Source organism: Streptomyces sp. NPDC051315 (assembly GCF_044455165.1).
GTDB lineage: Bacteria > Actinomycetota > Actinomycetes > Streptomycetales > Streptomycetaceae > Streptomyces.
The window spans coordinates 18,133-30,192 of record NZ_JBITEN010000001.1 but is presented as its reverse complement, the minus strand read 5'-3'; the positions used below and the strand labels follow the sequence as shown (position 1 = coordinate 30,192).

Below are 12,060 nucleotides of genomic sequence, written 5' to 3'. Positions count from 1 at the left end.
AACGGAAGAATCGGTCACTCGAACGAGTGGACCTGGGACCGGGGAGGCGCGCTGCGCCTCCCCGGTTCGTTCTGGGGGTGTGAGCGAGAAGAATCGTGAAGGGAAGCGCACCGCCCGGGAGCGGCTGGCGGTCGAGCGCGAGAAGCAGAAGGCCGCGGAGCGGCGGCGCCGGACGCTGATCGTCGGCGCGAGCGTCGTGTGCGTGCTGGGACTGGCGGCGGTCATCGGCATCGTCGCGGCGAACGTCGGCAAGGACGACGACAGTGACAGCGCGGGCCCGGTCGTCGCGCCCTCCGGCGCACAGGGCGAGGACGCCCTCGCCATCCCGGCCGGCGAGGACGCCGCCAAGTCGACGCTCACGGTGTGGGAGGACTTCCGCTGCCCGGCCTGCAAGGCCTTCGAGGACGCCTACCGCTCGACGATCCACGAGCTGACCGCCGCCGGGAAGTTGAAGGTGGAGTACCACCTGGCCACCATCATCGACGGCAACATGGGCGGCACCGGCTCCCGCAAGTCGGCCAACGCGGCGGCCTGTGCCCAGGACGCCGGCAAATTCACCGCGTACCACGACGTGTTGTACCAGAACCAGCCCCCCGAGACCGACGACGCCTTCGCGCAGAACAGCAGACTCCTGGAGCTGGCCGGCAAGGTCGAGGGCCTCGACACGCCCGCCTTCCGCACCTGCGTCGAGAAGGGCACGCACAACAGCTGGGTCGCGAAGTCCAACGAGGCCTTCCAGAAAGGCGGCTTCACCGGCACGCCGACCGTGCTGTTCAACGGCAAGAACATCTACCAGGACCGGACGATGACGCCGGCGAAGCTCAAGCAGATGGTGGAGGAGGCCGACCAGGGGTGAGTTCGGCTCACCGGCCCGTTATGGAGCCGTAGCCGGGCTGCCTGCCCTGGGCCCGGTGCGGCAGGGTAGCGTCAACCTTGCCATGGAACTTGCCTACATTCCCAGCCCGTCGCGCGGGGTGCTGTACGTCGGCCCCGTCCCGCTGCGCGGCTACGCGTTCTGCATCATCATCGGCGTCTTCGCCGCGGTCTGGCTCGGCAACAGGCGCTGGATCGCCCGGGGCGGGCGGGCCGGCACGGTGGCCGACATCGCGGTCTGGGCCGTGCCCTTCGGCCTGATCGGTGGCCGTCTCTACCACGTGATCACGGACTACGAGCTGTACTTCAGCGAGGGCCGCGACTGGGTGGACGCCTTCAAGATCTGGGAGGGCGGCCTCGGCATCTGGGGCGCGATCGCGCTCGGCGCGCTGGGCGCGTGGATCGGCTGCCGCCGCCGCGGCATCCCGATGCCCGCCTACGCCGACGCCGTCGCGCCCGGCATCGCCCTCGCCCAGGCGATCGGCCGCTGGGGCAACTGGTTCAACCAGGAGCTGTACGGCAAGGAGACCGACCTCCCCTGGGCCCTGCACATCACGTCCTCCGCGGACGGCCGGGTGCCGGGCTACTACCACCCGACCTTCCTGTACGAGTCGCTGTGGTGCGTCGGCGTCGCGCTGCTGGTGATCTGGGCCGACCGCCGCTTCAAGCTGGGCCACGGCCGGGCGTTCGCCCTGTACGTCGCCGCGTACTGCGCGGGGCGCTTCTGGACCGAGTACCTCCGCGTCGACGACGCCCACCACATCCTGGGCCTGCGGCTGAACAACTGGACCGCCCTGATCGTGTTCCTGCTCGCGGTCACCTACTTCGTGGTGTCGGCGAAGAAGCGGCCGGGGCGCGAGGCGGTCGTCGAGCCGGACACCACTCCCGGCGGTGACGCGGAAGCCGACGGTGGGACCAAGGCCGATGCCGAGTCCGACGCGAAGGACGGCGCCGGGCCCTCCGAGGCGAAGGCGGACGCGGACACCGCGAAGGACGCCGAGGACGACGACGCGACGGCAGCCGCGGAGGCGGACGACAAGGACAAGGCCGAGTCCGAGTCCGAGTCGGCGGCCAAGAAGAGCTGACGGCCGGCTGTACGACGAAGAGGGCGCCCGGCACCCGCCGGGCGCCCTCGCCGTGTGTCAGGGGTCGGACCGGCGGGCCAGTGTCAGGGTCCGCCGGGCCATGGCCACCACCGCCGCGTCGATGAAGCGGCCGTCGGGGAGGGCCTGGGCGCCCGGTTCGGTGGCCGCCGCCTTGACGATCGTCTCCGCCTCCTCCAACTCCCGCTGTGTGGGCAGGTAGGCCCGTTCGATGATCGGGAGCTGGCGGGGGTGGATGGCGGCGCGGCCCAGGAAGCCGAGGGTGCGGCCGTGGGCGCAGGAGGCCGCCAGGCCCTCCAGATCACGGGTGTCGGGGTGGACGGACTGGGGCGGCGGCGCCAAACCGGCCGCCCGTGCGGCGACGATCACCCGGGAGCGGGACCAGTCCAGGCCCGCGTCCTCCCGGATGCCCAGATCGGCACGGAGGTCCGCCTCGCCCAGCGAGACGCCGCGGAGCGAGGGGTGCGCGGCGGCGATGGCATAGGCGTGTTCGACGCCGAGGGCCGTTTCCAGGAGGGCGTAGAGCGGATTGCGGGTGTTCCTCGCGATGCCGGTGATCTGGGCGGGTGACGTCACCTTCGGAAGACGGAGGCCGGACACGCCGGGGAGGGCCGCCACGGCCCGGAGGTCGGCGGCGGCGAGAGGTCCGTCCAGGGCGTTGATCCGGACGTGCACCGGCACCGGCTGTTCCTCGCGGAGCAGGTCGGCGGTGGCCGCGCGGGCGTACTCCTTGCGGTCGGGGGCGACCGCGTCCTCCAGGTCGATCACGACGACGTCCGCTCCGCAGGTCAGGGCCTTGGCGACCACGTGCGGACGGTCGCCGGGGACGTACAGCCAGGTCAGCGGGAAGGTCACAGGGCGCCCTCCGCGCGCAGGGCGGCCAGTTCGGCGGGGGTCAGGCCCAGTTCGGTGAGGACCGCCTCGGTGTCCGCGCCGTGGGGGCGGCCGGCCCAGCGGATCGCGCCGGGGGTGGAGGAGAGGCGGAAGAGCACGTTCTGCATGCGGATCGGGCCGAGTTCGGGGTCGTCGACGGTGGTGACCGTGTCGAGGGCCTGGTACTGGGGGTCCGTCATCACGTCCCGCACGTCCTGGACCGGGGCGACGGCCGCTTCCGCCTTCTCGAAGGCGGCGAGGACGTCGGTGCGGGTGCGGCCGGCGATCCACCGGCCGACCGCCTCGTCGAGGACGTCGGCGTGGGCGGCCCGGCCGGCGCCCGTCGCGAACCACGGCTCGTCGATCAGGTCGGGGCGGCCGACCAGCCGCATCACGCGCTCCGCCACCGACTGGGCCGACGTCGACACGGCGACCCATGTGCCGTCCGCCGTGCGGTAGGTGTTGCGCGGGGCGTTGTTGGCGGACCGGTTGCCGGTGCGCTCCTGGACGTAACCCAGTTGGTCGTACCAGAGGGGCTGGGGGCCGAGGACGGTCAGGATGGGCTCGATGATCGCCATGTCGACGACCTGGCCCTCGCCCGTGCGGTCGCGGGCGGCGAGGGCCGTCATGACCGCGTACGCCGTGGCCAGGCCCGCGATGGAGTCGGCGAGGCCGAACGGCGGGAGCGTGGGGGGTGCGTCCGGTTCGCCGGTGATCGCGGCGAAGCCGCTCATCGCCTCGGCGAGGGTGCCGAAGCCGGGGCGGTGGGCGTAGGGGCCGAACTGGCCGAAGCCGGTGACGCGGGTGAGGATCAGGCGGGGGTTGGCCGCCGACAGTTCCTCCCAGCCGAGGTCCCACTTCTCCAGGGTGCCGGGGCGGAAGTTCTCGATGACCACGTCGGCGGTGGCGGCGAGGCGCAGCAGGGTGGCGCGGCCGCCGGGCCGGGACAGGTTCAGGGTGATGGTGCGCTTGTTGCGGGCGAGGATCTTCCACCACAGGCCGACGCCGTCCTTGGACGGGCCGTGGCCGCGGGACGGGTCGGGCCGCTGCGGGTGCTCGACCTTGACGACCTCCGCGCCGAAGTCGCCGAGCATGGTGGCGGCGAGGGGGCCGGCGAAGAGGGTGGCCAGGTCGAGGACGCGCAGGCCGTGCAGGGGGGCGGGGGCCGAACGGGGCGTTCGCGTGATCCTGGTCGTCCCGGTCATGACGCGTACTGCTTGTCGATCTCGGAGCGGTACGGCATCGAGGCCGACGCGCCGGGCCGCTGGACCGACAGCGCCGCCGCCGCGGCCGCCCAGGCCAGCGCCTCCCGCACGGGGCGTTCCTCGCCGAGGGCCACGGCGAGGGCGCCGACGAAGGTGTCGCCCGCGCCGGTCGAGTCGACGGCGGTGACGTGCGGGGCGGGTACGGTCAGCGGTTCGGTGTCGCGGGCCGCGTACAGGATGCCGGCGGCGCCGAGGGTGACGACGACCTGCGGGACGCTGTCGAGGAGGGCGAGGGCGGCCTGGCGCGGGTCGGCGCGGCCGGTGAGGGTGGTGGCCTCGTGCTCGTTGGGGACCAACAGGTCGGTGGTGTCGAGGAGTTCGGGTGGCAGGTGCTGGGCGGGGGCGGGGGTGAGGACGGTCCGGACGCCGTGTGTGCGGGCGGCCCGGGCGCCCGCGACGACCGCCGCCAGGGGGATCTCCAGCTGGAGCAGCAGGGCGTCGGCGGAGGCGATGAGGACCTCGTCGCCGGGGACGAGGTGGTCGACGGTGCCGTTCGCGCCGGGGACGACCACGATCGCGTTGCCGCCCTCGTCGTCCACCACGATGTGGGCGGTGCCCGAGGGGAACTCGACGGTGCGCAGGTGGTCGGTGTTCACCCCGGAGTGTTCCAGGGTGGAACGCAGACGGGTGCCGAAGGAGTCGTTGCCCACCGCGCCGATCATCGAGACGGTGGCGCCCGCGTGGGCGGCGGCGATCGCCTGGTTGGCGCCCTTCCCGCCGGGGATCGTACGGAACTCCCGTCCCGTCACGGTCTCCCCGCGCTGCGGGGCCTTCTCGACGTAGGCGACGAGGTCCATGTTCGTGCTGCCGAGCACGACGATGTCGGTCATGGGCGGGATGCCTCCCGGTGGGTCAGGCGGGCGAGGGTGTCGAAGCCGGTGCCGTCGAGGTCGGCGACGGAGGTGGCGAGGCGGTTCTTGAGGGGGGCCGTCCAGCGGTCGGGGAGGGCGGCGGGGTCACCGGCCAGGAGGGCGGCGACGCTGCCGGCGGTGGCGCCGTTGGAGTCGGTGTCCCAACCCCCGGACACGGCGCGGCAGACGGAGCCGGTGAAGTCGCCGTCGGCGTGGGTGAGGGCGGCGGCGATGAGGGCCGTGTTGGGGATGGCGTGCACCCAGTGGTGGGTCGCTGCGTAGGTGGCGTGGAGTTCGTCCACGACGGTGTCGAAGTCCTCGTGGGACTGCGCGAGCCGGATGGCGTGGGTGATGGCCCGGGCCAGGCGGGAGCGGGGCGGGACGACCGTGAGGCCGGTGCGGAGGCAGGCGTGGACGTCGTGGCTGCCGGTGGCCGCGGTGGCGATGGCGGCCGCCGTGAACATCGCGGCGTAGACGCCGTTCGCGGTGTGGGTGAGGGTGGCGTCGCGGTGGGCCTGCTCCGCGGCGGCGGCCGGGTCGCCCGGGTGGGTCCAGCCGTGGACGTCGGCGCGGATCAGGGCGCCGATCCATTCGCGGAAGGGGTTGCGGTGGCGGGCGGTGTGCGGGGGTTCGATGCCGGAGAGGAGGTTGCGGTACGCGACGCGCTCGGCGGTGAAGGTGCGCCCCGCCGGGAGTTCGTCCAGCCAGACCCGGGCCACGTCGGTGGTGGTGAAGTCCCTTCCGTGGCGGCGGAGCAGGAGGAGGTTGAGGAGGGGGTAGTTGAGGTCGTCGTCCTCGGGCATGCCGTCGATGTTCTCGGCGAGCGAGGTCCCGGCCGAGCGGCGGTTCCAGGGGTGGGCCGCGAGGATGTCCGCAGGGACGCCCTGGGCGGTGAAGTAGGTGGTGAGGGGCCAGTTGCCGGTGGATCTGGCGAGGGCTCGGATGCCGTCCAACGGGAGTTTCTCCACGGGCTTGCCCAGCAGGCAGCCGACCGCCCGGCCCAGCCAGGCGGCTTCCAGGGCGGCGCGGGCCGGCGCTTCCCGGCGGACGCGCGGCTGCCCCGGCCATCCGGGGCACCGTGACCTGATTTTCTCCAAATCCGTCGGTTCGTCCTCCGCCAGGCTGCTCGGCAGGTCCGCCAGTTCGTCCAGGAGGTCCTCGGCGAGGAGGCGGAGGTAACGGGAGGCGCGTTCGGGGGAGGCGCCCGCTCTGCCGGGGGCCTCCCAGCCGCCCGCCGCCTTCCAGCGCGAGGCGATCGCCGACGGTTCGCGGCCGTCCTGGGCCGCCTGGCGCAGCTCGTGGCCGAGGAGGTCCTCCGGCTGGACCCAGGTCAGTCGGAGCATCCGTGACCCCCGAGCCCGGTGAACGCCCGCTCGTGGGCCCTGCGACGGCCGAGGTCCTTCTCGAAGATCTCCCGGGTCACCTCGGTGAGGGTGCGCGCCGGCGCCCACAGGTCCAGGCGGCTGGCCTGTGCCACCTGCTTCGACCACGCGTCGGGGGCGGGGGAGCCGAGGGCGCCGGCCAGCGCGCCGGCCATCGTCGCGATCGAGTCGCAGTCACGGCCGTAGTTCACCGCGCCCAGCACGCAGTGGCGGTAGTCGCCGTCGGCGACCAGCAACATGCCCAGGGCGACGGGGAGTTCCTCGATGGCGTGCAGACGGGAGGGGCGGCGGGCGGCGAGCGAGGGCTGCCGGTAGTCGGGGCCCACCGTGTCGTAGGGGGCCACCGCCTCGCGCAGCGGCGTCAGGGCCGACTCGAAGTCCGTGTGGCGGGAGGCGACTTCGCAGACCTTCTCGATCGCCGTGCGCGTGCCGTCCTTGGCCAGGGCCAGGCACGCCGTGACCACCGAGTCGGCCGTCGCCCCGGGGACGCAGGCGGCCGCCACCGCCGCCGCGAAGACCCCCGCCGCCTCCCGGCCGTACGACGACTGGTGGGCGCCCGCGAGGTCGATCGCCTCGGCGTAGGCGGCCGCCGGGTGGGCCGCGTTGACCAGTCCCACCGGGGCCATGTACATCGCCGCACCGCAGTTGACGATGTTTCCGACGCCCGCCTCGCGGGGGTCGACATGGCCGTAGTGAAGCCTCGTCACCAGCCACTTCTCCGCCAGGAACACGCGGTGCAGGGGGAGTGCCTCGGCCTCCAGCTCCGGGATCCAGCGGGGGGTGGTCATCAGGTCGGGGACCAGGTGGTCGGCGAGCGCGTACGCGTCCAGGTGGTCGCGGACCGTGGCGTAGACCCTGACCAGCGCGTGGGTCATCAAGGTGTCGTCGGTGACGTGGCCGTCGCCCTTGTGGTACGGCGCGATGGGGCGGGCGGTGCGCCAGGCGTCGCCGTTCCAGGGGCCGACGACGCCGTGGACGCGGCCGCCGTGGCGCTGGAGGATCTGGTCGGGGGAGTAGCCCTCGACGGGGCCGCCGAGGGCGTCGCCGACGGCCGCGCCGACCAGGGCGGCGGTGACGCGATCCTCGAGGGTGCCCGCGGTCCCTCCGGCTCCTCCGGCTCCCCCTGTGTCCTGTGCTCCTTCGGCGCCCTCCGTTCTTCCTCGGCCCTCCGCTCCTTCGCGGCCCCCTGCTCTACCGGTGTCCCCTGTGCCTCCGGGCCTTCCGTGGCGTTCTTCTGTTTTGCGCGTCATGCCCCGAATCATCCTCCTGGTGGGGCCGGTTGTGCGGCTTCCAGGAGTTCGGCGAGTTCCACCAGGTCGGTGCCGGTGAGGCGGGGGAGGGCGCAGCCGGAGAGGGTGCGGCAGGTGTCGCGCCAGGTGTCCGGGATCGCGCCGCCGCCACCCAGCGCGCCGGTCAGAGCGCCGACGAGGGCGGGAGCGGAGTCCGCGACCCGGGACAGACAGGCCGCCGCCGGTACGGCCTCGGCGATGCGGCCGCCGGACGCCATGGCGAGGGCCAGGGCGACGGGGACCGTCTCGGCGGCGGCGATGCCGTAGCTGTAGACGTGGTCGACGATCTGGTGTTCCAGCAGCGGGACCAGGGCGAACGCGCTCTCGGCGGCGCCGGCCAGTTTCAAAGCGTGGCGGGCGTTGCGGCCGATCTCCGTCTCCTCGGGCAGTTCGGCGAGGGCCGCCGCCACGCAGGTCTCGGCGTCCGCGCCGACGAGGGCCAGCGCCAGTGCCGCCGCCATCGCCCGGGCGCCGTGCACACCGTCGCCGTCCTGGGTGTAGCGGGCGTCGAACTCGGCGAGCCCGGCGGCGCGTCCGGGGTCGCCGGGGTGGGCCACGGCCAGCACGCAGGCGCGTACGCAGGCCGCGTCGTCGAAGTAGTGCGGGTTGTCGTGGCCGGTGGCGGGCGGGCGCAGGCCGGCGGCGAGGTTGCCGAGACCGGCGCGGACGGAGATGCGGGCGCGCAGGGGCAGTACGGCCGACTCGATCTCGGGGGCGCGGTCGGCTGCCGCCGCGACCTCGCCGGCGATCGCGTTCCAGGTGAGGTCGATGGCGGCGCGGGTACGGCGGTCGCGGCTCAGGTCGCCGAGGGCGCTGTCGTCGCCGGCGCGCAGGACGGCCTCCGCGGCGAAGGCGGCCCACTCGGCGTCGTCGGAGGGGCCGAGGCGGAGGGGTTCGGGGGGCTGGTTGAGGGCGATGGGGACGGGGAGGGTGGTGGTCGCGTTCTGCTCGGCGAAGGTGTCCAGCTCGCGGGTGAGGCGGCGGGTCCAGTCCGGCATACGAGCCGCTCGATGACGGGCGGCGGGCCAGCCGGCGGCGTCGCCCGCGGCCAGGCCGAGCAGGAGGCCCTCGGTGCGGCGGGGGTGGCTGTGCGGGTGGGGTGTGGCCGCGGCCTGCGCTGCGGCCTCGGCTCCGCCCTCGGCCAGGGGATGTTTCGCACCCGCACCACCCGCACCACCCGTGCGGCCGTCGTCGTCGGGCGCGGGTGGCCCTTGTGGGGCGTCCCCGCCGCCGGCGACCGCGGGCCCGTCCGGCTCCGCCGTCACCGTTGCCGCGTGGGGCTCCGCCGTGACCGTCGCGACGGCGAGCCCGTCCGGCTTCGCCGTGGCCGTCGCAGCCTTCGGCTCCGCCGTGAGCGTCGTGCAGGCAGGCCCGTCCGGCTTCGCCGTGGCCGTCGACCCGTCCCGCTCCGCCGCGACCGCTGCCGCCTTCGGCTCCACCGTGACCAGGACGACCGGCCCCTCCGGCTCCGCCGTGGCCGTCGACATCGCAAGCCGGTCCGGCTCCGCCGCGACCAGGATCACGGGCCCGTCCGGCTCTGCGGCCGTCCCGGGCCCGTCCGGCTCTGCGGCCGTCCCGAGTCCGTCCGGTTCCGCCGTGGCCGTCGGATCGTCGGGATCGCCGGTGAGCCGAAGCTCGCTCGCGCCGACCGCCGTTCCGTCCTCCCACGGTCCCGGTGGCCTCATGAGTGGGCCTCGGAGGTGTGTGGGGCCGAGGACTCACCGCGTACCGGCATCTCCGCCGGTACGAAGCGCCGTGGTCCCTCCCATCCCGCCGATGCCCCTCGTCCCGCCGATGCCCCCAGTCCCGCCGGTTTCCCGCATCCCCGCAGTCCCACGTGTCTCGCTGGTCCTCCCGGTCCTCCCGGTCCTCCCCGCCCTGACGGTCTCCCGGGCTCCGCTCCCGCCGGTCCTGCTGGTCGCGCAGGTCCCTCCTGTCCCTCCAGTGCCTGTACCTCCAGTCCCTTCAGTCCCTCCAACCCCTCCAGTTGCACCAGTCCCCTCTGTCCCCCCGATCCCGCCGCTCTTCCCACCGGTCTCCACCTCCCGTCTTCGCCGGGCGTCAGCAGTTCTGCCACGTCGAGGACGTGGTGGCCGGCCATCGAGGGCAGGCAGCTGCCCCGGGCGGGGCCGATGGCGGCGGCCCACTCCGCCGGGATGGCCGACTCGCCCTGGGTCGCGCCGGCCAGCGCGCCGGCCACCGCCGCCGTGGTGTCGGCGTCGCGGCCCATGTTCACGGCGGTGAGGACGGCCTGGGTGAAGTCGCCGTCGGCCGCCGCGTACGCGCCGAAGGCGAGGGCGACCGCCTCGGGGGCCAGGTCGGTCCAGGGGTAGCCGCCGATCACGACCGCCGAGCGGACCGCGCGTTCACCCCGGTGGGCCACCGCCACCGCGCGGCGCAGGGAGCGGGCCGTCCAGGAGTCGTCGGGGACGACGGCGAGGGCCGAGGCGACCACCGCGACCGTGGGCGCGCCCGCCATCGCCGCCGCCACGCCCGCCGCGACCGCCTGACCGCCGTAGATGCCCTCCCCGTCGTGGCTGACCGAGCCGTCGATGGCGACCAGGCGGGCCGCCTCGGCGGGGCGGCCGGCGGCGAAGACGCCGAAGGGGGCCGCGCGCATGGCGAGGCCGTCGCTCCAGGCGTGCCGGTGCTGGGCGGAGATGGGGGCGGCCAGGCCCCGGCGGAGGTTCTCCAGCGTGCCCCGCTCGCTGAAGCCGGCTCCGCGGAAGGGGCCCTCGGCGCGGTCGGCGATCCACTCGTGCCAGGCCGCCTCCACGTGGGCGGGGGTGAGCGCGGAGCCGTGGCGGGCCAGCAGCAGGCCCGAGAAGATCGCGTACTCGGTGTCGTCCGTCCCGGCCGGCTTCTCGGTGACGTAGCCCGTGATGCGGCCCCAGCGGGCGCGGATCTGCGAGGGCTTCATGTTCTCGGCCGGTGCTCCGAGGGCGTCCCCCACGGCGAGTCCGAGCAGTGCGCCACGGGCCCGTTCGCGGAGTTCGGCGGCGTCCCCGGGCGCCGGAACCGGGGGGATGCAGGCGATCGATGCCATACGGGGCCTCTCCTCCGGGGGTTCCGCACGGGCGCGGAGCCCTTTGCGGATGTGTCCCACCGTCGGCGGTTGACCCGAGCCTGGCAGCCCCTCATGTCACCCGGTCGACATCTGTGCGGCCTGGCGATCGTATGAGCGAAGAGCGGGAAAACCGCAGGTTAGCCCAGCCTTTCCTTGCTGGCGGGCGGGAATGTGCGGACGTATTCTGAGTGTTGTCGAAAAGTAGAACCAGTCCAGACTTAGCTGTGGCTTAGCTTCATTGGGGGACGCATGGTGATCATCGAAACCGAGGCCGCGCTGCATGAGGCGCACCGTGACAACCACACGCACCGGGACGTGAGCGGCGGCTGGCTGCGCCCCGCCGTCTTCGGCGCGATGGACGGCCTCGTCTCCAACCTCGCCCTGATGACCGGTGTCGCGGGCGGGTCGGTCGCCCAGCAGACCATCGTGCTGACCGGCCTCGCCGGCCTCGCCGCCGGCGCCTTCTCCATGGCCGCCGGTGAGTACACCTCCGTGGCCTCGCAGCGCGAGCTGGTCGAGGCCGAGCTCGACGTCGAGCGGCGGGAGCTGAGGAAGCACCCCAAGGACGAGGAGGCCGAGCTCGCCGCGCTGTACGAGGCGCGGGGCGTCGAGCCGCTGCTCGCCCGGCAGGTCGCCCGGCAGTTGTCGCGCGATCCCGAGCAGGCGCTGGAGATCCACGCCCGCGAGGAGCTGGGTATCGACCCCGGCGATCTGCCGTCGCCGCTGGTCGCCGCCGTCTCCAGCTTCGGCTCCTTCGCGCTGGGCGCCCTGCTGCCCGTCCTGCCGTATCTGCTGGGGGCGACCGCGCTGTGGCCGGCCGTGCTGCTCGCGCTGCTCGGGCTCTTCCTGTGCGGTGCGGTCGTGGCCAGGGTGACCGCGCGCACCTGGTGGTACAGCGGTCTGCGGCAGCTCCTCCTCGGAGGTGCGGCGGCCGGTGTGACGTACGCCCTGGGCAGTTTCTTCGGAACGGCCGTAGGATAAGCCGCCTGCTACTTATGCGATGGGCCGTATAAGTAGCCGTTACTCGCTGGTTTCGAGCGCTTAACCACCGGGCATGAGCCGTAAGCGCTGTGGGCAATGACGCCTGCGGCGCACTCGCGGGGTGGACGACGTCGCCCTCCCCGCCGATTCGGACCGACGGACACTGATCTGTCCCGTTCGGTCCCCACATACTTCAAGCCGTTGTGTGCGGCGCTTGCCGCTACCCCGCGGCGCCCCCCGTCGCCACCCCGCGGCGTCCGCATGTTGGAACGGAGTATCCGGTTCCCGAGAACCGCTCCATCATGTAACCTGCACGAAATTTTGCACCTACGCAGAGGGCCAACGTCGTCCCTCGGCAATCTGCATATGCCACTTG

9 protein-coding genes and 1 pseudogene are annotated in these 12,060 nt (G+C 73.6%); 3 read left to right on the top strand and 7 right to left on the bottom strand.

Annotation, left to right across the window (positions count from 1 at the left end):
- The first annotated feature begins 79 nt into the window (after nt 1-79).
- Complete coding sequence (locus tag ACIBBD_RS00125; RefSeq protein WP_399416953.1) at nt 80-856, top strand: DsbA family protein; 777 nt, start codon at nt 80-82, stop codon at nt 854-856.
- Nucleotides 857-938: 82 nt separating this feature from the next.
- A complete protein-coding gene (gene lgt, locus ACIBBD_RS00120) occupies nt 939-1,958 on the top strand; it encodes a prolipoprotein diacylglyceryl transferase (protein ID WP_399416952.1) in 1,020 nt (339 codons plus the stop codon).
- 57 nt (nt 1,959-2,015) lie between these two features.
- Here the strand turns inward: lgt and ACIBBD_RS00115 are convergent, their stop codons facing one another.
- The 7 genes and pseudogenes from ACIBBD_RS00115 to ACIBBD_RS00085 all read right to left on the bottom strand — a co-directional run.
- Nucleotides 2,016-2,831: an HpcH/HpaI aldolase/citrate lyase family protein gene (locus ACIBBD_RS00115; RefSeq protein ID WP_399416951.1), complete on the bottom strand. Its 816-nt coding sequence runs from the start codon at nt 2,829-2,831 to the stop codon at nt 2,016-2,018.
- Nucleotides 2,828-4,054 (bottom strand): CaiB/BaiF CoA transferase family protein, encoded by a 1,227-nt coding sequence (locus ACIBBD_RS00110; protein ID WP_399416950.1) that lies wholly within the window; start codon nt 4,052-4,054, stop codon nt 2,828-2,830. Before ACIBBD_RS00110 ends, ACIBBD_RS00115 begins: the two co-directional genes overlap by 4 nt.
- Nucleotides 4,051-4,944 carry a ribokinase gene (rbsK, locus tag ACIBBD_RS00105; RefSeq protein ID WP_399416949.1) on the bottom strand — a complete coding sequence of 298 codons (894 nt, stop codon included), beginning with the start codon at nt 4,942-4,944 and terminating at the stop codon, nt 4,051-4,053. The genes ACIBBD_RS00110 and rbsK overlap by 4 nt, the downstream gene beginning before the upstream one ends.
- The gene (locus ACIBBD_RS00100) at nt 4,941-6,308 is read right to left on the bottom strand and encodes an ADP-ribosylglycohydrolase family protein (protein ID WP_399416948.1); all 1,368 of its coding nucleotides are present in this window, start codon (nt 6,306-6,308) and stop codon (nt 4,941-4,943) included. Before ACIBBD_RS00100 ends, rbsK begins: the two co-directional genes overlap by 4 nt.
- On the bottom strand, nt 6,296-7,597 hold the full coding sequence (locus tag ACIBBD_RS00095) for an ADP-ribosylglycohydrolase family protein (RefSeq protein WP_399416947.1): 1,302 nt from the start codon (nt 7,595-7,597) through the stop codon (nt 6,296-6,298). The genes ACIBBD_RS00100 and ACIBBD_RS00095 overlap by 13 nt, the downstream gene beginning before the upstream one ends.
- An 8-nt stretch (nt 7,598-7,605) precedes the next feature.
- A complete protein-coding gene (locus ACIBBD_RS00090) occupies nt 7,606-9,123 on the bottom strand; it encodes an ADP-ribosylglycohydrolase family protein (RefSeq protein WP_399417560.1) in 1,518 nt (505 codons plus the stop codon).
- Between the two features lie 551 nt (nt 9,124-9,674).
- Nucleotides 9,675-10,682: pseudogene (locus tag ACIBBD_RS00085) on the bottom strand (ADP-ribosylglycohydrolase family protein); the annotation flags it as partial.
- 270 nt (nt 10,683-10,952) lie between these two features.
- On the opposite strand from ACIBBD_RS00085, the gene ACIBBD_RS00080 reads away from it, so the two are divergent.
- Nucleotides 10,953-11,684, top strand: a complete 732-nt coding sequence (locus ACIBBD_RS00080; protein WP_399416946.1) for a VIT1/CCC1 transporter family protein — start codon at nt 10,953-10,955, stop codon at nt 11,682-11,684.
- Nucleotides 11,685-12,060 lie beyond the last annotated feature (376 nt).

Excerpts from the sequence above, each read along its gene's own strand:
- ACIBBD_RS00100 (WP_399416948.1), bottom strand. The coding sequence starts at position 6,308 with ATGCTCCGACTGACCTGGGTCCAGCCGGAGGACCTCCTCGGCCACGAG.
- ACIBBD_RS00095 (WP_399416947.1), bottom strand. The coding sequence starts at position 7,597 with ATGACGCGCAAAACAGAAGAACGCCACGGAAGGCCCGGAGGCACAGGG.
- lgt (WP_399416952.1), top strand. The coding sequence starts at position 939 with ATGGAACTTGCCTACATTCCCAGCCCGTCGCGCGGGGTGCTGTACGTC.
- ACIBBD_RS00080 (WP_399416946.1), top strand. The coding sequence starts at position 10,953 with ATGGTGATCATCGAAACCGAGGCCGCGCTGCATGAGGCGCACCGTGAC.
- ACIBBD_RS00090 (WP_399417560.1), bottom strand. The coding sequence starts at position 9,123 with ATGTCGACGGCCACGGCGGAGCCGGAGGGGCCGGTCGTCCTGGTCACG.
- ACIBBD_RS00110 (WP_399416950.1), bottom strand. The coding sequence starts at position 4,054 with ATGACCGGGACGACCAGGATCACGCGAACGCCCCGTTCGGCCCCCGCC.
- rbsK (WP_399416949.1), bottom strand. The coding sequence starts at position 4,944 with ATGACCGACATCGTCGTGCTCGGCAGCACGAACATGGACCTCGTCGCC.